At 53.1% G+C, this 19997-nt stretch carries 17 protein-coding genes; 11 read left to right on the top strand and 6 right to left on the bottom strand.

Annotated elements, in window-relative coordinates; genetic code table 11:
* The first annotated feature begins 17 nt into the window (after window positions 1-17).
* Window positions 18-3242 (top strand): carbamoyl-phosphate synthase large subunit, encoded by a 3225-nt coding sequence (gene carB / locus ACHHZ7_RS07055; protein ID WP_003829707.1) that lies wholly within the window; start codon window positions 18-20, stop codon window positions 3240-3242.
* A gap of 277 nt (window positions 3243-3519) precedes the next feature.
* Window positions 3520-3915, top strand: coding sequence for a carnitine metabolism transcriptional regulator CaiF (caiF, locus tag ACHHZ7_RS07050; protein WP_003829705.1), 396 nt, complete (start codon window positions 3520-3522; stop codon window positions 3913-3915).
* Window positions 3916-3991: 76 nt separating this feature from the next.
* On the opposite strand, the gene caiE is transcribed toward caiF, so the two are convergent.
* The 6 genes from caiE to caiT all read right to left on the bottom strand — a co-directional run bounded on the left by caiE (window position 3992) and on the right by caiT (window position 11134).
* The gene (gene caiE / locus ACHHZ7_RS07045; RefSeq protein WP_008786161.1) at window positions 3992-4588 is read right to left on the bottom strand and encodes a carnitine operon protein CaiE; all 597 of its coding nucleotides are present in this window, start codon (window positions 4586-4588) and stop codon (window positions 3992-3994) included.
* 55 nt (window positions 4589-4643) lie between these two features.
* Window positions 4644-5429: a crotonobetainyl-CoA hydratase gene (caiD, locus tag ACHHZ7_RS07040; RefSeq protein WP_032942338.1), complete on the bottom strand. Its 786-nt coding sequence runs from the start codon at window positions 5427-5429 to the stop codon at window positions 4644-4646.
* A 54-nt stretch (window positions 5430-5483) separates the two neighbouring features.
* The gene (caiC, locus tag ACHHZ7_RS07035) at window positions 5484-7037 is read right to left on the bottom strand and encodes a crotonobetaine/carnitine-CoA ligase (protein WP_060682769.1); all 1554 of its coding nucleotides are present in this window, start codon (window positions 7035-7037) and stop codon (window positions 5484-5486) included.
* A gap of 61 nt (window positions 7038-7098) precedes the next feature.
* Window positions 7099-8316: an L-carnitine CoA-transferase gene (gene caiB, locus ACHHZ7_RS07030; protein WP_003018901.1), complete on the bottom strand. Its 1218-nt coding sequence runs from the start codon at window positions 8314-8316 to the stop codon at window positions 7099-7101.
* Between the two features lie 123 nt (window positions 8317-8439).
* Window positions 8440-9582: a crotonobetainyl-CoA dehydrogenase gene (caiA, locus tag ACHHZ7_RS07025; RefSeq protein ID WP_060682768.1), complete on the bottom strand. Its 1143-nt coding sequence runs from the start codon at window positions 9580-9582 to the stop codon at window positions 8440-8442.
* Between the two features lie 34 nt (window positions 9583-9616).
* Window positions 9617-11134 (bottom strand): L-carnitine/gamma-butyrobetaine antiporter, encoded by a 1518-nt coding sequence (caiT, locus tag ACHHZ7_RS07020; protein WP_003829695.1) that lies wholly within the window; start codon window positions 11132-11134, stop codon window positions 9617-9619.
* 479 nt (window positions 11135-11613) lie between these two features.
* On the opposite strand from caiT, the gene ACHHZ7_RS07015 reads away from it, so the two are divergent.
* From ACHHZ7_RS07015 to folA, 9 genes are all read left to right on the top strand, one after another.
* Window positions 11614-12384, top strand: a complete 771-nt coding sequence (locus ACHHZ7_RS07015) for an electron transfer flavoprotein FixA (RefSeq protein WP_032942343.1) — start codon at window positions 11614-11616, stop codon at window positions 12382-12384.
* Between the two features lie 15 nt (window positions 12385-12399).
* Window positions 12400-13341 carry an electron transfer flavoprotein subunit alpha/FixB family protein gene (locus ACHHZ7_RS07010; RefSeq protein ID WP_032942344.1) on the top strand — a complete coding sequence of 314 codons (942 nt, stop codon included), beginning with the start codon at window positions 12400-12402 and terminating at the stop codon, window positions 13339-13341.
* A 48-nt stretch (window positions 13342-13389) separates the two neighbouring features.
* Complete coding sequence (locus ACHHZ7_RS07005) at window positions 13390-14676, top strand: FAD-dependent oxidoreductase (RefSeq protein ID WP_003018887.1); 1287 nt, start codon at window positions 13390-13392, stop codon at window positions 14674-14676.
* Entirely contained in the window at window positions 14673-14960 is a 288-nt protein-coding gene (fixX, locus tag ACHHZ7_RS07000) for a ferredoxin-like protein FixX (RefSeq protein WP_000203736.1), read from the top strand. Before ACHHZ7_RS07005 ends, fixX begins: the two co-directional genes overlap by 4 nt.
* A gap of 147 nt (window positions 14961-15107) precedes the next feature.
* Window positions 15108-16451 (top strand): MFS transporter, encoded by a 1344-nt coding sequence (locus tag ACHHZ7_RS06995; protein ID WP_020996234.1) that lies wholly within the window; start codon window positions 15108-15110, stop codon window positions 16449-16451.
* Window positions 16452-16542: 91 nt separating this feature from the next.
* Complete coding sequence (locus tag ACHHZ7_RS06990) at window positions 16543-16776, top strand: YgdI/YgdR family lipoprotein (protein ID WP_003018880.1); 234 nt, start codon at window positions 16543-16545, stop codon at window positions 16774-16776.
* Window positions 16777-16879: 103 nt separating this feature from the next.
* Window positions 16880-17410 (top strand): glutathione-regulated potassium-efflux system oxidoreductase KefF, encoded by a 531-nt coding sequence (gene kefF / locus ACHHZ7_RS06985; RefSeq protein WP_003829618.1) that lies wholly within the window; start codon window positions 16880-16882, stop codon window positions 17408-17410.
* Window positions 17403-19265 carry a glutathione-regulated potassium-efflux system protein KefC gene (kefC, locus tag ACHHZ7_RS06980; protein ID WP_003829616.1) on the top strand — a complete coding sequence of 621 codons (1863 nt, stop codon included), beginning with the start codon at window positions 17403-17405 and terminating at the stop codon, window positions 19263-19265. The genes kefF and kefC overlap by 8 nt, the downstream gene beginning before the upstream one ends.
* Before the next feature lie 198 nt (window positions 19266-19463).
* Window positions 19464-19943 (top strand): type 3 dihydrofolate reductase, encoded by a 480-nt coding sequence (folA, locus tag ACHHZ7_RS06975; RefSeq protein WP_003018873.1) that lies wholly within the window; start codon window positions 19464-19466, stop codon window positions 19941-19943.
* Window positions 19944-19997 lie beyond the last annotated feature (54 nt).

Genomic DNA, 19997 nt, shown 5'->3' with positions numbered 1-19997 from the left:
TCAGGAGTAAAAGAGCCATGCCAAAACGTACAGACATAAAAAGTATCCTGATTCTGGGCGCGGGTCCGATTGTTATCGGTCAGGCGTGTGAGTTTGACTATTCCGGCGCGCAGGCGTGTAAAGCCCTGCGTGAAGAGGGTTACCGCGTTATTCTGGTGAACTCCAACCCGGCAACCATCATGACCGACCCGGAAATGGCCGATGCCACTTACATCGAGCCGATTCACTGGGAAGTGGTACGCAAAATTATTGAGAAAGAACGTCCGGATGCAGTGCTGCCAACCATGGGCGGTCAGACAGCGCTGAACTGTGCGCTGGAACTGGAACGCCAGGGCGTACTGGCTGAGTTCGGCGTGACAATGATTGGCGCAACGGCGGATGCCATTGATAAAGCGGAAGACCGTCGTCGCTTCGATATCGCGATGAAGAAGATTGGTCTCGACACCGCGCGTTCAGGCATCGCTCACACCATGGAAGAAGCGCTGGCGGTTGCAGCTGACGTTGGCTTCCCGTGCATTATCCGCCCTAGCTTCACCATGGGCGGTACCGGTGGCGGTATCGCCTATAACCGCGAAGAGTTCGAAGAAATCTGCGAACGCGGTCTGGATCTTTCCCCAACCAACGAGCTGCTGATTGATGAATCACTGATTGGCTGGAAAGAGTACGAGATGGAAGTGGTGCGTGATAAAAACGACAACTGCATCATCGTCTGCTCCATCGAAAACTTCGATGCGATGGGCATCCATACCGGTGACTCCATCACCGTAGCACCAGCCCAGACGCTGACCGACAAAGAATACCAAATCATGCGTAACGCCTCGATGGCGGTACTGCGTGAAATCGGCGTAGAAACTGGCGGTTCTAACGTCCAGTTTGCGGTAAACCCGAAAAACGGTCGCCTGATTGTCATCGAAATGAACCCTCGCGTATCCCGCTCCTCGGCGCTGGCGTCCAAAGCTACCGGCTTCCCGATTGCGAAAGTCGCTGCCAAGCTGGCCGTAGGTTACACCCTCGACGAACTGATGAACGACATCACCGGTGGCCGTACTCCGGCCTCGTTTGAGCCGTCCATCGACTACGTTGTGACGAAAATTCCACGCTTCAACTTCGAGAAATTCGTTGGCGCTAATGACCGTCTGACCACGCAGATGAAATCTGTCGGTGAAGTGATGGCGATTGGCCGCACCCAGCAGGAATCGCTGCAGAAAGCGCTGCGCGGTCTGGAAGTGGGCGCGACCGGCTTCGACCCGAAAGTAAGCCTGGACGACCCGGAAGCACTGACTAAAATCCGTCGCGAGCTGAAAGACGCTGGCGCTGAGCGTATCTGGTACATCGCCGATGCCTTCCGTGCTGGCCTGTCCGTCGATGGCGTGTTCAACCTGACTAACATCGACCGCTGGTTCCTGGTGCAGATTGAAGAGCTGGTACGTCTGGAAGAAAAAGTCACCGACCTTGGCATCAACGGCCTCGACGCTGACTTCCTGCGCGTACTGAAGCGCAAAGGCTTCGCCGATGCGCGTCTGGCGAAACTGGCCGGCGTTCGCGAAGCGGAAATCCGCAAACTGCGCGACCAGTACAATCTGCACCCGGTCTACAAACGCGTGGATACCTGTGCGGCAGAATTTGCCACCGACACCGCTTACATGTACTCCACCTATGAAGATGAGTGCGAAGCGAACCCGTCCGTTGACCGCGATAAAATCATGGTGCTGGGCGGTGGTCCAAACCGTATCGGTCAGGGTATTGAGTTTGACTACTGCTGCGTACACGCCTCGCTGGCGCTGCGCGAAGACGGTTACGAGACCATCATGGTCAACTGTAACCCGGAAACCGTTTCAACTGATTACGACACCTCTGACCGCCTGTACTTCGAACCGGTCACGCTGGAAGACGTACTGGAAATCGTTCGTATCGAGAAGCCGAAAGGCGTCATCGTACAGTACGGCGGGCAGACCCCGCTGAAGCTGGCGCGTGCGCTGGAAGCGGCAGGTGTACCGGTTATCGGTACCAGCCCGGATGCCATCGACCGCGCGGAAGACCGCGAGCGTTTCCAGCAGGCGGTTGACCGTCTGAAGCTGAAACAACCGGCGAATGCTACCGTAACGGCTATCGAACAGGCTGTTGAGAAGGCGAAAGAGATTGGCTACCCGCTGGTAGTGCGTCCGTCGTATGTTCTCGGTGGTCGCGCGATGGAAATCGTCTACGACGAAGCCGACCTGCGTCGCTACTTCCAGACCGCAGTCAGCGTTTCTAACGATGCGCCGGTACTGCTGGACCGTTTCCTTGATGACGCGGTTGAAGTGGACGTGGACGCTATCTGCGACGGTGAAATGGTGCTGATTGGTGGCATCATGGAGCACATCGAACAGGCGGGCGTGCACTCCGGTGACTCCGCATGTTCTCTGCCAGCGTACACCCTGAGTCAGGAAATTCAGGATGTGATGCGCCAACAGGTGCAGAAACTGGCCTTCGAACTGCAGGTTCGCGGTCTGATGAACGTCCAGTTTGCAGTGAAGAATAACGAAGTTTACCTGATTGAAGTGAACCCGCGTGCGGCACGTACCGTTCCGTTCGTCTCCAAGGCAACTGGTGTACCGCTGGCGAAAGTCGCGGCGCGCGTGATGGCCGGGAAAACGCTGGCACAGCAGGGCGTAACCAAAGAAGTTATCCCGCCGTACTACTCGGTAAAAGAAGTGGTGCTGCCGTTCAACAAGTTCCCGGGCGTTGACCCGCTGTTAGGGCCAGAAATGCGCTCTACCGGGGAAGTGATGGGCGTGGGCCGTACCTTCGCTGAAGCGTTCGCCAAGGCACAGCTGGGCAGTAGCTCCACCATGAAAAAACAGGGTCGTGCACTGCTCTCCGTTCGCGAAGGCGATAAAGAGCGCGTGGTTGACCTGGCAGCGAAACTGCTGAAGTTTGGCTTCGAGCTGGATGCGACGCACGGGACCGCGATTGTTCTGGGTGAAGCGGGTATCAATCCACGTCTGGTGAACAAGGTGCATGAAGGTCGTCCGCACATTCAGGACCGTATCAAGAATGGCGAGTACACCTATATCATCAACACCACCGAAGGTCGTCAGGCGATTGAAGACTCCAAGCTTATTCGCCGCAGCGCGCTGCAGTACAAAGTGCATTATGACACTACGCTGAACGGCGGTTTCGCCACAGCGATGGCGTTGAATGCCGATGCCACCGAGAAGGTAACCTCGGTGCAGGAAATGCACGCGCAGATCAAAAAGTAATAAACAAAAGGTCCGGTGAATATTGCTCTAACCGGATCTGTAATATAATTTTGAAAGGGTTTCTGTAAAGAAACCCTTTTTTTGTCTTGCGTAAGGTCATTCCTGGACAAGTCCGTTTCCGTAACCACATTTTCAATGTAATAAGCACGATATTGCTCACACTAATCAACATTCAAGTCGCATACTATCCTTTATATCCACAATTTTAATATGGCTTAGTTTTTATTAATTTGGACAGGCCGTAGCCAGATTTTTAATTTGTGAAAATGGTGTGCTTATGTGTGAAAAATATGTTGAAAGACCGCTTTATTTGTTAATTGCTGACTGGATGATGGCCGAGGATCGTTGGATCACCGCAAAGGAAATTTCCCGCCATTTTGATATCGAGCACTGCAAAGCAATTAATACGCTCTCTTATATTCTGTCGGAAGTGGGAGAAATTGTTTGTGAAGTTAAGATGATCCCTAATCAGATTGCCGGTCGGGGTTGTCAGTGCCAGCGTCTGGTGAAAGTCGTGAGTATTGACTCTCATCTCTATAGCCGACTGAATCACAATTTGCAGGAGAAAAAGGTGAGCATGGCGAAAACGCCACGCCTGTCTGCCGTTCCTCCAACAGAGCTCAACCGTGAGCAGAAATGGCAGATGATGCTCTCCAAGAGTATGCGTCGCTAATAATCAGTTTGCCTGATGGCGGCATAAACGGTGATTGACGCGTAGGCCGGATAAGCGTGAGCGCATCCGGCATCAATTACTGTGCTGATTTGGGTTTTACGTCCGTTGTGCCTTTCAGGCGTGGCCGGTTTTCTTCGACCCGCGTTAAGGGCAGTGTTTCGTGTAGACCTGTGTGGCAGCGAGTTGCAAGATCCTGATACTCTTTGGTGTTTAGCCGTTTCCAGTGCAGTTCCTGGTCCGTGACTTCACGCAATACGCGAGCGGGTGAGCCAACCAGCATCTGCCTTGCCTCTCCCTGAAATCCGGCTTTGACAAAGCTCATGGCGGCGACAATGCTCTCTTCACCAATCGCTGCGCCGTCCATAATGACGCTGTTCATGCCGATCAGCGCATCTCTGCCCACCACGCAACCGTGCAGGATTGCGCCATGGCCGATGTGTCCGTTCTCATGCACGATGGTATCGGTGTCACAGTAGCCGTGCATGATGCAGCCATCCTGCAAATTAGAACCAGCCTCCAGGATCAAGCGACCATAGTCACCGCGCAATGATGCGTGCGGGCCAATATAAACTCCGGCACCCACTATGACATCGCCAATCAGCACGGCGCTGGGATGGACAAAGGCATCCGGATGTACCACCGGAATCAGGCCCTCAAAGGCGTAGTAGCTCATCGTTTTATCTCGGTTTTATTGCCGGATCAGCGAATCGCTATCCGGCATCGGCTCATTAACGACCTTTCCACACCGGGTCGCGTTTTTCGGCAAACGCCTGCGGACCTTCAAGCGCATCTTCCGAATGCAGTACAGATGGATAGTGTTTCAGCACGCCGCTGCGGATGTAGCGGTAGCCTTCTTCCACCGGCATTTCGCTGGTGGTGCGATAGATCTCTTTCAGTGCGGCGATAGCCAGCGGAGCGCTATTGACCAATTGCTGCGCCAGTTCACGCGCGCTATCCATCAGTTCGCCCTGGCTGACAACGCGGTTGACGATGCCCCAACGCAGCGCTTCTTCGGCGCTCATTCGTCTGCCGGTCATCACCATTTCGTTGACGATTGCCGGTGGCAGCAGCTTAGGCAGACGCAGTACGCCGCCGCTGTCAGGCACGATCCCGAGCTTGGCTTCCGGCAGTGCGAAGCTGGCATTTTCCGCGCAGACAATAAAATCCGCTGCCAGCGCCAATTCAAAACCACCGCCAAACGCATAGCCGTTTACCGCAGCGATGACCGGCTTATCGAGATCGAAAATTTCGGTTAAACCGGCGAAGCCGCCTGGGCCAAAATCGGCATCTGGCGCTTCACCTTCAGCTGCCGCTTTTAAGTCCCAGCCTGCAGAAAAGAATTTCTCACCGCCGCCGGTGATAATCGCTACGCGTAATTCCGGGTCGTCACGAAAATTAAGAAACGCTTCACCCATGGCAAAGCTGGTTTTGGCGTCAATGGCATTGGCTTTAGGCCGGTCGAGGGTAATTTCCAGGATCGGGCCGTTACGGGTCAGATGTAATGAATCACTCATAGTTCATCTCCAGATAAATAGATTTCCCGGCAGGAGGAGTTCCTGTCGGAAGGGTTATTTCAGATTTTTTTTGATTATTTTTCCTGAACAATTGCGCGGCAGGTCGGTTCTTATCTCCATAAAAGAGGGAACCTTGAATTTCGCCATATTGTTTTCGCAGAAGCTGAAGAACTCGGCTTCGCTTAATGTTTCACCTTCATTAAGGACGATAAACGCTTTAATGGCTTCATCACGGATCGAATCTTTAATACCGACAACCACAATGTCCTGAATTTTGGGATGCGCAGAAATAATATTTTCCAGCTCGACGCAGGAGACATTTTCTCCGCCGCGTTTAATCATGTTGCAGCGCCTGTCGACGAAATAAAAATAGCCATCCTCATCCTGATAGCCCGAATCACCGGTATGCAACCAGCCCTCAGGTTCCAGCGCTTTGGCGGTAGCCTCCGGCTGCGCGTAGTACTCTTTGAAGATTGTTTTGCCCGGCACGCCTTTAATACAGATTTCGCCAATTTCTCCGGCGGGCAGGGGACGGTTGTGATCGTCACGGATTTCGGCTTCATAGCTAAATCCCACGCGACCAATGGAGGGCCAGCGTCGTTTGTCACCGGGACGGTCGCCGATAATACCGACGATGGTTTCAGTCATACCGTAGGAGGTCAGCAGCCTGACGCCAAAGCGTTCGGTAAAATCGTCTTTTTCCTGCTCGGATAAATTGAGGTAGAACATCACTTCGCGCAGGTGATGTTGTCTGTCGGTTGGTGCAGCGGGCTGCACCATTAGCGTTCTGATCATCATCGGAATGCATTCGGTAACCGTCGCCTTATATCTATGCACCTGATTCCAGAACGCCCTGGCACTGTACTTCTCTAGCAGCACAAAGGTGCTGCCAGCGGAGAATGCGGGCATTGCGGCGGTACACTGACAGTCGATATGAAACGCGGGCATCACCGTCATGTAGACGTCATCATCGCGCAGGGCGATTTGCCAGGCAGAGTAGTAGCCTGCAAACCGCAGGTTGTAGTGGGTAATTACCACCCCTTTAGGCCGCGAGGTGGTGCCTGAGGTAAACAGAATTTCCGCCGTATCGTCAGTGGATAACGCGGGCGTATAGCACAGCGTGGTGGACTGGCGGGATTGCAGTTGGGTAAAGTGACTCACACCGTCGTCAGCCGGAAGCTGTTCGCCAATCAGACAGATATGATTAAGCGGGGTGCTATTTTCCAGTCGTATCTGGCGGTACATAGGATAAAACTGGGCGCTGGTGACCAGCAGACTTACCTGGCTATTTTGCAGGATCCAGGCACTTTCTTCACCCAGCAAGCGGGCATTAATCGGTACCATGATGGCGCCAATTTTTGCCAGCCCAAACCAGCAAAAAATGAATTCCGGACAGTTATCCAGATGCAATGCGACCTTATCGCCCTTGCGGATCCCTAAGGAATGGAACAGGTTTGCCGTGCGGTTAATCTCTTCATTGAGCGAGGCATAGCTAAACTGCCGAACGATTCCTTCGCAGGATTCGAAAATTAACGCCGTTTTATCTCCGTACACCCCGGCCAGGTCGTCCCACATCTGACGTAAGTTTTGTCCGCCAACGATATCCATATTGCTTTATCCACTGAAATCAGGCGTGAGCGCTAACCATCGAGGGGTCAGCGCGTCGCGTTTATTCCTCAACTCTGGCCAGGCCTTTGCCGACCAGCTCATTTATGTCTGCTTCGCTATAACCAATATTTTTCAGAATGGCGGCAGTATCCATGCCATGTGACGGCATGCCACGCCAGATTTTCCCCGGGTTGTTTTTAAATTTTGGCATGATGTTTGGCCCTTTGCAGGTGCGGCCATCCATTGTTTGCCACTGCGTAATAGATTCACGGGCAACGTACTGCGGGTTGCCTTCCAGTTCAGGAATAGTCAGCACCTTCGCGCAGGCGATGTTCAGCTCAGCAAAGCGCGCCTGGACTTCGGCGATGGTGTGCGTTGCCAGCCAGGCGTCCAGTTTCTCTTCCACAAGCGGGCCGTAAGGGCATTCAACACGATGGATAAGCTGGGTGCCTTCCGGGACTTCCGGTGTGCCAAGAATGTGGGCGAGGCCAATATCCTTGAAGCATTCGTTGATTTGCGTGATGCCGACCAGCTCCATGACGATATAGCCATCGGCGCATTTATACAGGCCGCAGCCAGCGTAATACGGGTCTTTGCCTTTGGTCATGCGTGGGCAAATTTCGCCGCCGTTGAAGTAATCCATCATGAAATACTGACCCATGCGCAGCATCACTTCGTACATAGCGATATCGATGCTTTCACCTTTACCCGTTTCGCGCACTTTGTGCAGGGCCGCCAGCGCTGCTGTCGTTGCGGTCATCCCGGAGAAGTAATCGGCGGTGTACGGGAAGGCGGGCATTGGCTGATCCACGTCGCCGTTTTGGATCAGATAGCCGCTGAACGCCTGTGCGATGGTGTTATACGCCGGAAGATTGGTGTACTCCTCGGTACCAAACTGGCCAAAGCCGGAAAGGTGGGCGATAACCAGTTTCGGGTTATGTTCCCACAGCACTTCATCGGTAATACCGCGGCGGGCAAAGGCCGGACCTTTACTGGCTTCAATGAAAATATCGGTGGTTTCCATCAGCTTCAGAAACGCTTCCCGGCCTTCATCTTTGAAAATATTCAGTGACAGGGCGTGCAGGTTACGGCGTGAGAGCTGCGGATAGTTAGGCTGTACGCGGATGGTATCGGCCCATGCGACGTTTTCAATCCAGATAACCTCAGCGCCCCATTCGGCGAACATCTGTCCGGCGAACGGACCGGCAATTTCGATCCCTGAAAAGACAACGCGTACCCCGGAAAGCGGGCCGAAGGCTGGCATTGGTAAATGATTCATCATTTTTCTCCTGGCATTTATGGGTGTCCATGTAGGCCGGGTAAGGCGCTCGCGCCGCCATCCGGCATTGATTGCCTGATGGCGACGCTAAGGCGTCTTATCAGGCCTACAGGTTGCGTCGTTCTATCGGTATTGCTTGAGTACCGCACGACCCAACGTCAGGATCTGCATTTCGTCAGAACCACCAGAAACACGGTCAACGCGCAGGTCACGCCAGAAACGCGTGATGCGGTGGTTGCCCGCGATACCAACACCTCCCAGTACCTGCATGGCGGTGTCTACCACTTCAAACGCGGCGTTGGCGCAGAAGTATTTACACATTGCCGCGTCACCCGAAGTAATGGTGCCGTTATCCGCTTTCCATGCGGCTTCCAACAGCATGTTTTTCATGGAATTCAATTTGATCGCCATGTGCGCGAACTTCTCCTGGATCAGCTGGAAACGGCCGATCGTTTCGCCAAACTGTACGCGTTGGTTGGCGTAACGCGCGGCGTCTTCAAAAGCGCACATTGCCGTACCGTAGTTGGTCAGCGCGACGAGGAAGCGTTCATGGTCAAACTCTTCTTTCACACGGTTGAAGCCATTACCTTCCCGACCGAACATGTCTTTCTCGTCCAGTTCAACGTCATCAAAGGTGATTTCACAGCAGCTATCCATGCGCAGACCGAGTTTCTCCAGTTTGTTGACCTTGATACCCGCCTTGCTCATGTCAACAAACCACTCGGTATAAACAGGTTTATCCGGCGATGCACTATCTCTCGCCATCACTACGATGTACGGGGTATAGGCGCTACTGGTGATAAAGCACTTACTGCCATTAAGATAAACCTTACCATTTTTGCGTGTATAAGTGGTTTTCAGACTGCCAACATCCGATCCCGCTCCCGGTTCGGTGATAGCAGAGTTCCACATCTGCTTACCGGTGCCCTGGAACGCCATGATTTTATCGATTTGCTCTTGGGTACCTTCACGCAGAAAAGTGTTAAAACCGCCTGGTAATTGGTACAACACGTAAGTCGGTGCGCCAAGACGTCCGAGTTCCATCCAGACGGCGGCAACGGTGACAAAACCGGCTTCCAGCCCGCCGTGTTCTTCCGGGATCAACAGGCTATCGATGCCCATATCCGCCAGCGCTTTTACAAAACGCTCAGGGTAGACGCTGTCGCGATCGCACTCGGCAAAATAAGCTTCCCAGTTCTCACTGGCCATCAGTTCACGAATACCGGCGACAAACAGTTCCTGCTCGTCATTTAAGTTGAAATCCATCTTTCAGCCTCTTGATCAATTGGGTTAATAAGAATTACTTGTCTTTCCAGTGCACTTTGGCGTCTTTAATAAAGGACAGCGTCACCATGATGTTGACGAAGAACAGCGGACATCCCCCGGCGATAATTGCGGTCTGAATAGGCTTCAGCCCACCCAGCGCCAGCAGAACGATGCCGATGACGCCGACCAGAACGGACCAACCGATACGCACCAACAGCGGCGGTTCTTCACCATCACGAACTTCGCGACAGGTGGACATCGCCAGGGTGTAGGAGCAGGCGTTAATCAGCGTGACGGTGGCAATAAAGCAGAGGATAAAGAATCCCCACATGGTGGCGGTGCTGAGCGGTAAAGCAGCCCAGGTTTCGATAATGGCGCGCGCCACGCCGTGTTGTTCAATCAGTTGTGGGATGTTGAGAATGTTTTTATCCATCAGCAGCAGCGTGTTGCTGCCAAGGACGGTCCACAGGATCCAGGTGGAAGCGGTCAGGCCCAGTACCATCCCGAAACACAGTTCACGTACGGTACGACCCCGAGAAATACGTGCCAGGAAGATACTCATCTGGATAGCGTAAATAACCCACCACGCCCAGTAGAAAACAGTCCAGCCCTGCGGGAAGCCGCCTTTGCCGATGGCATCGGTATAGAACAGCATGCGCGGCAGATGCATCAGCAGCATGCCGACCGAGTCGGTGAAGTAGTTCATGATGAAGCTGGCGCCACTGACGATAAACACCCAGCCGAGCATCAGGAAGCTCAGATAACTACGTACGTCGCTGGCGATCTTGACCCCTTTTTGCAGGCCGCAGGCCACGCAAATGGCGTTCAATATGATCCAGCAGGTAATGATGATGGCGTCGAGTTGCAGCGTATGCGGAATACCGAACAGCCATTGCATACACTCGGTTACCAGCGGGGTAGCGAGACCGAGGCTGGTGCCCATCGCGAAGATCAGCGCCACCAGATAGAAGTTATCGACGATGGTGCCGAACAAGCCCTTAGCATGCTTCTCGCCAACTAACGGTACCAGCGTGGAACTGGGGCGGATAACGTCCATTTTGCGTACAAAGAAGAAGTAGGCGAACGCGACTGAAAGGAAGCTGTAGGTCGCCCACGGCAGCGGTCCCCAGTGGAACAAGCTGTACGCCAGAGCTATCTCTTTTGCGCCAACGGAGTTGGGGGCGAGAGCAAACGGCGGGGTAGAGATATAGTAGTAGATCTCGATGGAACCCCAGAACAGCACCGCGGCGGATGTACAGGAAGCGAACATCATAAAAATCCAGCTGGCGGTACTAAACTCAGGTTTTTCGTCGCCTAATTTCTTTTTCGAATACGGGCCAAAGACCAACCAGAACCAGCCGAAGAGCATGACGACCATATACCATTCGAATGCCCAGCCCCAGACGTTGGTGACATAACTGAATACCGCATTAATAACGACGTTAGCGGCATCAAGATCTCTTACTGTTAACCAACAAAGTATCCCAACAATTATTAATGGCGGAAAAAAAACCTTTGGTTCAATTCCCGACTTTCTCTTTTCATTTTTCATAAGTGAATTCCAGTGTGAAAACGAAATTTATTTAGCGTGCCCGTATGTGATCGTTTGTTTATTTATTATTAATGATTTGTTGATAACCTTTTAACCTCTGGGCGCCTCAGTGAGTAACTCATAATGGGTATTCATTTCCGGCTATTCTGTTATCTGCGTCACACTTTCTTATGCTGGTTATTTTGTCTGAAAATACAAATAATTCCCTTGTTAATCATAATGTTGATGTTGCTTTTTTAACTTTTTTAAGTGACTGACGTTCAATATTGTTGAACCAGCAAACAATATTGAAAATTTTCGTGTTTGACATGTTTCTTTCAATATTGGTGAGGTGCATAACACTATTGAAAGTTACGAATATCAATGTGTGACATTTTCAATATTGGTGATTAATGTTTTATTTCCGAATTAAAGAGCGTGATATCTGTATTTAACACCGCCGATATAAATACGTTTCCTTCATGATTTCTGGAGATGCAATGAAGATAATTACTTGCTACAAATGCGTACCTGATGAGCAGGATATTGCGATTAATAATGCTGATGGAACACTCGATTTCAGCAAAGCAGATGGCAAAATCAGCCAATATGATCTGAATGCGATCGAAGCGGCTTGCCAGTTAAAACAGCAGGTGGGAGAGGCTCAGGTTGTGGCCATGAGCGTCGGCGGCAAAGCGCTGACCAATGCAAAAGGGCGCAAAGATGTGCTCTCCCGTGGCCCTGATGAACTGATTGTTGTCATTGACGATCAATTTGAACAGGCGCTGCCGCAACAAACCGCCACTGCGCTGGCTGCCGCCGCACAAAAATCAGGTTTTGATCTGCTTATTTGCGGCGACGGTTCTTCCGATCTTTATGCACAGCAGGTTGGTCTGCTGGTGGGCGAAATGCTGAACGTGCCGGCGATTAACGGCGTGAGTAAAATCCTCTCTCTTACCGACAGCACGCTGACGGTAGAGCGTGAACTGGAAGATGAAGTTGAAACCCTGAGTATCCCGCTTCCGGCGGTGATCGCGGTCTCTACCGACATCAACACCCCTCAAATCCCTTCCATGAAAGCCATTCTTGGTGCAGCGAAAAAACCGGTCCAGGTCTGGTCGTCTGCGGACATTGGGCTGAACGGCGCGCAAGCGTATTCCGAACAACAGGTTGCCGCACCGAAGCAGCGCGAGCGTCAGCGCGTTGTGATTGAAGGTGACGGTGAAGAACAGATTGCCGCGTTTGTCGAGAATCTTCGCAAAATCATTTAATTATCAGGGGATGTTATGAACAAATTTTCCAGTGTCTGGGTATTCAGCGATACCCCTTCTCGTCTGCCGGAACTGATGAATGGTGCGCAGGCTTTAGGTGAAAACGTTAACACGTTTGTGCTCAGCGATGAGGACAGCGCGGCGGCATGCCATTTAGGTGCGGATCATGTCTGGCTGCTCAGCGGCAAACCAGAAGACCGTATGGTTGAAGACTACGCCGATGCGATGGCCGAAACCATTCGTCAGCACAGCGAGGGCGGCGCGGTGCTGCTGCCGAATACGCGTCGGGGCAAGCTGTTAGCGGCAAAGCTGGGCTTTCGCTTGTCGGCTGCAGTCTCAAACGACGCCAGCGCAGTCGAAGTACAGGACGGAAAAGCGGCGGTCAAACATATGGTCTACGGCGGCCTGGCGATGGGAGCAGAAACAATCGCTTCACCGTTTGCCGTGATCACTCTCAGTAGCGGAACGTTTGACGCGCAGCAACCGGATACCGCCCGCAGCGGCGAGGTGCACACCGTTCAGTGGCAGGCTCCGACTATCGCCGTGACCCGTACGGCAACGCAGGCGCGTCAGAGCAACAGCGTCGATCTCGACAAAGCCCGTCTGGTGGTCAGCGTGGGACGCGGTATTGGTAGCAAAGAAAATATCTCGCTGGCCGAAGCGCTGTGCCAGGCGATTGGCGCTGAGCTGGCCTGTTCACGTCCGGTGGCGGAAAACGAGAAGTGGATGGAGCACGAACGCTACGTCGGCATTTCCAACCTGATGCTCAAGCCAGAACTGTACCTGGCCGTGGGGATCTCCGGGCAGATCCAACATATGGTCGGCGCCAACGGCGCGCAGACGATTTTCGCCATCAACAAAGATAAAAATGCGCCGATCTTCCAGTACGCAGATTTTGGCATCGTTGGCGATGCGCTGAAGATCCTGCCTGCGCTGACGGCTGCTCTGGCGCGTTAAACCATTCGGGCAGGGTGCGAAAGTATCCTGCCACTGACAGGAGTACGTATGTCCGAAGATATCTTTGATGCCATCATCGTGGGTGCAGGTCTGGCCGGTTCGGTTGCGGCGCTGGTGCTGGCTCGGGAAGGTGCACAGGTGCTGGTCATCGAGCGCGGTAATTCTGCTGGCGCGAAGAATGTCACCGGTGGGCGCATGTATGCGCATAGCCTGGAACGCATCATTCCCGGCTTTGCTGAGCAGGCCCCCATTGAACGCATAATCACCCACGAAAAACTCGCCTTTATGACCGACAAAGGGGCGATGACCATCGACTATTGCAATGGTGAAGAGGCCGCATCGTCGCAGGTTTCTTATTCCGTCTTACGCAGCAAATTTGACGCCTGGCTGATGGAGCAGGCCGAGGAGGCGGGAGCCCAGCTTATCACCGGTATTCGGGTGGATAACGTTGTGCAACGCGAAGGCAAAGTCGTGGGTGTGGAAGCCGACGGCGATATTCTGGAAGCCAAAGTGGTGATCCTCGCTGACGGGGTGAATTCTTTGTTGGCAGAAAAACTGGGCATGGCAAAGCGCGTTGAGGCATCGCATGTTGCCGTTGGCGTAAAAGAGCTGATCGAATTGCCAAAATCGGTGATTGAAGATCGTTTCCAGTTACAGGGGAACGAAGGTGCAGCTTGCCTGTTTGCCGGTTCTCCAACTGATGGGTTGATGGGCGGGGGCTTCCTCTATACTAATGAAACGACCCTTTCTCTGGGGCTGGTCTGCGGTCTTCATCATCTGAAAGATGCTAAAAAATCGGTCCCACAAATGCTGGAAGATTTCAAACAGCATCCGGCGGTTGCCCCACTGATCGCCGGTGGCAAGCTGGTGGAATATGCCGCGCACGTCGTACCGGAGGCCGGTATGAATATGCAGCCTGAACTGGTGGGTGACGGTGTACTGATTGCCGGTGATGCTGCCGGAATGTGTATGAACCTCGGCTTTACCATCCGCGGTATGGATCTCGCCATATCCGCAGGCGAAGCGGCCGCGAAAACGGTGCTTTCCGCAATGAAGCGCGACGACTTCAGCAAACAGTCGCTGGGCGAATACCGTCAGCATCTCGATGATGGTCCAATGCGCGATATGCGCATGTATCAGAAGCTTCCCGCTTTCCTTGATAACCCACGCATGTTTACCGCCTATCCCGAAATGGCGGTCAGCATCGCGCGCGACCTGTTCACCGTGGATGGCTCTGCTCCGGTGCCAATGCGCAAAAAAATCCTGCGTCATGCGAAGAAAGTGGGCTTCATCAACCTGATGAAAGATGGCCTGAAAGGAGTGACCGTATTATGACATCTCCCGTCAATGTGGACGTCAAACTGGGCGTCAATAAGTTCAATGTGGATGAAGACAGCCCGCACATCATTCTCAAAACCGATCCTGATAAACAGGCGCTGGAAGTACTGATTAAGGCCTGTCCGGCCGGACTGTATAAAAAACAGGACGACGGCAGCGTCCGTTTTGATTACGCCGGATGCCTGGAGTGCGGAACGTGCCGCATTCTCGGACTTGATACAGCGTTGGAAAAATGGGAATACCCGCGCGGGACATTTGGCGTGGAGTTTCGCTACGGCTAATAAGTACGAGGTTGTGCACCCGTAGGTCGGATAAGACGCGGTAGCGTCGCCATCCGGCAATCATGTGGCGCCAATGCCGGATGGCGGCCTAAACGCCTTATCCGGCCTACAGATGACGCTTTGCCCGTGTTGAAACAGGAAGTCGCTATGCAGCAGCCCAGGAACTTTGATGACATCAAATTTACCTCTATTCACCGCCGGATAATGCTGTGGGGAAGCGGTGGGCCATTTCTGGATGGTTATGTGCTGGTGATGATTGGCGTGGCGCTGGAACAGCTCACGCCAGCGTTGAAACTGGACGCTCAGTGGATTGGTCTGCTGGGGGCCGGCACGCTCGCCGGTCTGTTTGTGGGGACGTCGCTGTTTGGCTACATTTCCGATAAGGTCGGGCGGCGAAAAATGTTTATCATCGATATTATTGCCATTGGCGTGATATCGGCGGCAACCATGTTTGTTTCCTCACCCATTGAGCTGTTGGTAATGCGTGTGCTGATCGGCATTGTGATTGGTGCCGATTATCCGATTGCTACCTCGATGATTACCGAGTTCTCCAATACCCGCCAGCGCGCTTTCTCCATCGGTTTTATCGCCGCGATGTGGTATGTCGGCGCCACCTGTGCCGATCTGGTCGGTTACTGGCTGTATGATGTTGAGGGAGGATGGCGCTGGATGCTGGGCAGCGCGGTGATCCCTTGTATTTTGATCCTGATTGGGCGCTTCGATCTTCCTGAATCGCCGCGCTGGCTGCTGCGTAAAGGTCGGGTGAAAGAGTGTGAAGCGATGATGATCAAACTGTTCGGCGAACCGGTGGTGTTCGACGAAGAGGCGCCGCAGGAGACGCGCTTCCTGCAGCTGTTTAACCGCCGTCATTTCCCGTTTGTCCTGTTTGTTGCCGCTATCTGGACCTGTCAGGTGATCCCGATGTTCGCCATTTATACCTTTGGTCCGCAGATTGTTGGACTGTTGGGGCTTGGTGCCGGGAAAAGCGCGGCGTTGGGCAATGTGGTGATAAGCCTGTGCTTTATGCTGGGGTGCATTCCGCCCATGTTCTGGCTCAATAGCGCGGGCCGTCGGCCATTGTTAATTGGCAGCTTTATTATGATGACGCTGGCGCTGGCCGTGCTGGGGTTAATTCCTGATATGGGAGCGTGGCTGGTGGTGCTGGCGTTTGCCGTGTACGCCTTTTTCTCGGGGGGACCGGGAAATCTTCAGTGGCTGTACCCAAATGAACTGTTCCCTACCGACATTCGCGCATCTGCCGTCGGGGTGATTATGTCCTTAAGCCGCATCGGCACCATTGTTTCAACCTGGGCGCTGCCGGTGTTCATTACCAAATACGGGATCAGCAATGTCATGCTGATGGGCGCAGGAATTTCGCTGATTGGCCTGCTGGTGTCCATCGCTTTCGCCCCGGAAACGCGAGGTCTGACGCTGGCGCAAACCAGCCAAATGACGATTCGCAGTAAGCCCGTGACCAGAGCGAGTTATTAGGAGTGTTCTGTATTTTCCCTGCAACTCAGTCAGTTAGCCTACAGTTAACTGGGTATATCACAGAAAACAACTGAAAAGCAGGGAGAACATCATGCAAAAACATATCCTGATCACCTCAATTTTTACCGCAGCAGCACTGTTTACCGTGGCCGGTTGTTCCTCAAACCAGGCGGTTAAAACCACCGATGGTAAAACAATCGTCACTGACGGCAAACCGCAAGTCGATGATGATACTGGCCTGGTGTCGTATAAAAATGCGCAAACGGGTAAGACGGAACAGATTAACCGCGATCAGGTTAAAGATATGAGTGAACTGGATAACTAGTTCAGTTTTCTCCATTCAGCCACTCAATAATATTGACTGTTAGCCTGTGGATTAAGTGACTAAACTCACTGTTATTACAATAATGCAGTGAAACAGGCTAATCATGATCCTCATCATTTATGCGCATCCCTATCCGCAGCATTCGCATGCGAATAAGCGGATGCTTGAACAGGCAAGGACGCTGGAGGGCGTGGAGATCCGCTCGCTCTACCAGCTCTACCCCGACTTCAATATCGATATTGCCGCTGAACAGGATGCGCTGGCACGCGCTGATTTGATCATCTGGCAGCATCCGATGCAGTGGTACAGCACACCTCCATTACTCAAGCTGTGGATGGATAAAGTCCTTTCGCACGGCTGGGCGTATGGCCATGGCGGTACTGCGCTGCACGGTAAACATCTGCTGTGGGCGGTGACGACCGGCGGCGGTGAAAACCACTTCGATATTGGCTCCCATCCCGGATTTGATGTGCTTTCTCAACCCTTACAGGCGACGGCACTTTATTGTGGCCTCAAATGGCTACCGCCGTTTGCGATGCACTGTACGTTTATCTGTGATGATGAAACCCTGCAAGCGCAGGCGCGTCACTACAAACAGCGTCTGATGGAATGGCAGGAGGCACACCATGGATAGCCATACGCTGATACAGGCGCTGATTTATCTCGGATCGGCGGCACTGATTGTCCCCATCGCCGTACGGCTGGGGCTCGGGTCGGTACTGGGGTATCTCATCGCCGGGTGCATTATCGGCCCATGGGGCCTGAGGCTGGTGACGGACGCCGAATCCATCCTGCATTTTGCGGAGATCGGTGTGGTGCTGATGCTGTTTGTCATTGGTCTGGAGCTGGATCCTCAACGTTTGTGGAAACTGCGAGCCTCGGTGTTCGGCGGCGGCGCATTGCAAATGGTGGTCTGCGGAGGCCTGATTGGTGTGTTCTGTATGTTCCTCGGCCTGCGCTGGCAGGTAGCGGAGCTGATCGGCATGACGCTGGCGCTTTCCTCTACGGCTATCGCTATGCAGGCAATGAATGAACGCAACCTGATGGTTTCGCAAATGGGCCGCAGCGCGTTTGCCGTGCTGCTGTTCCAGGATATCGCTGCTATTCCACTGGTGGCGATGATCCCATTACTGGCAGCGAGTGGCGCATCAACAACGCTTGGGGCGTTTGCATTGTCTGCCCTTAAGGTAGCGGGCGCACTGGTGCTGGTGGTGCTGTTAGGTCGTTATGTCACACGTCCTGCCTTGCGTTTTGTCGCCCGTTCGGGCCTGCGGGAAGTGTTCAGTGCCGTTGCGCTGTTCCTCGTGTTTGGCTTCGGTCTGCTGTTGGAAGAGGTTGGATTGTCGATGGCGATGGGGGCATTCCTGGCCGGGGTGCTGCTGGCAAGCTCTGAGTATCGCCACGCGTTGGAAAGCGACATTGAGCCATTTAAAGGACTGCTGCTGGGGCTGTTCTTCATCGGTGTAGGGATGTCTATCGACTTTGGTACGCTGATTGATAATCCCTTGCGCATTATCATTTTGCTGGTCGGTTTCCTGGTTATCAAAACCGTCATGCTGTGGTTGATAGCGAAACCGTTGCAGGTGCCGAACAAGCAGCGTCGCTGGTTTGCCGTATTATTAGGGCAGGGCAGTGAGTTTGCCTTTGTGGTGTTTGGCGCGGCGCAAATGGCAAATGTGCTCGATCCTGACTGGGCGAAATCGCTGACGCTGGCGGTGGCGTTGTCGATGGCGGCTACACCGATTTTGCTGGTGATTTTGACGCGTCTGGAAAAATCGGCGACTGAGGAAGAGCGCGAAGCCGATGAAATCGATGAGGAACAACCTAGGGTGATCATCGCCGGGTTTGGGCGATTTGGCCAGATAACCGGTCGTTTGCTGTTGTCGAGCGGGGTCAAAATGGTGGTTCTTGATCATGACCCGGACCATATCGAAACGCTGCGTAAATTCGGGATGAAGGTTTTCTATGGCGACGCGACCCGGATGGATCTGCTGGAGTCTGCCGGGGCGGCGAAAGCTGAAGTCATTATTAATGCCATTGACGATCCGCAAACCAGTCTGCAATTAACCGAAATGGTGAAAGAGCATTTCCCGCATCTGCAAATTATTGCTCGTGCGCGCGACGTGGATCATTACATCCGCCTGCGCCAGGCGGGCGTGGATATGCCAGAACGTGAAACCTTTGAAGGTGCACTGAAGACCGGACGTCTGGCGCTGGAAGGTCTCGGGCTAGGGCGCTATGAGGCACGTGAGCGGGCTGACGTATTCCGCCGATTCAATACCATGATGGTAGAGGAGATGGTGAAAGGGGAAAATGACGCGACTTCCCGCGCGGCCGTTTATAAACGCACCAGCGCAATGCTGAGTGAAATTATTGCGGAAGATCGTCAGCACTTATCGTTAATTCAACGCCATGGCTGGCAAGGCACGGATGAAGGTAAGCATACGGGCGACGTCGCCGATGAGCCGGAAGTGAAACCGTCAGCATAGGGTAAAAAATGTGATGTTCTGCAAACTTTACTGCTAATTGGCTGTTTTTGAACTACTGTAATGCTGGCGTACCACCTTAAATAGGTCGGTTCGCCAGCAGAACGGAAAATTTTCCTGTTCATCCTCTTTCCGCCAGTCGACGAAAGATTGCGCTTTCCGTATAGTGGCGACAATTTTTTTGTATCCGGGAAATATTCAATGATCAGTCTGATTGCGGCGTTAGCGGTAGATCGCGTCATCGGTATGGAGAACGCCATGCCGTGGAACCTCCCTGCCGATCTCGCCTGGTTTAAACGTAATACCTTAAACAAGCCGGTTGTCATGGGACGCCACACCTGGGAATCCATCGGGCGACCGTTACCTGGGCGTAAAAATATCGTCATCAGCAGTAAGCCTGGCACCGACGATCGCGTGCAGTGGGTGAAGTCTGTGGATGAAGCAATTGCGGCCTGCGGCGATGAACCTGAAATTATGGTAATTGGCGGTGGGCGTGTGTATGAGCAGTTCCTGCCAAAAGCACAGAAACTGTATCTGACGCACATTGATGCGGAAGTGGAAGGGGATACGCATTTCCCGGACTACGAACCGGATGACTGGGAATCGGTGTTCAGTGAATTCCACGATGCCGACGCGCAAAACTCTCACAGCTACTGCTTCGAGATTCTGGAACGTCGTTAATACTGTAAGTGCCGGATGGCGGCGAAACGCCTTATCATCCAGCTTATGTAGGCC

This window comes from Citrobacter freundii complex sp. 2024EL-00216 (assembly GCF_043945515.1).
In the GTDB taxonomy this organism is placed as follows: domain Bacteria; phylum Pseudomonadota; class Gammaproteobacteria; order Enterobacterales; family Enterobacteriaceae; genus Citrobacter; species Citrobacter portucalensis.
The sequence above is the reverse complement of the archived record's forward strand: the minus strand, read 5'-3'. Positions and strand labels throughout refer to the sequence as shown.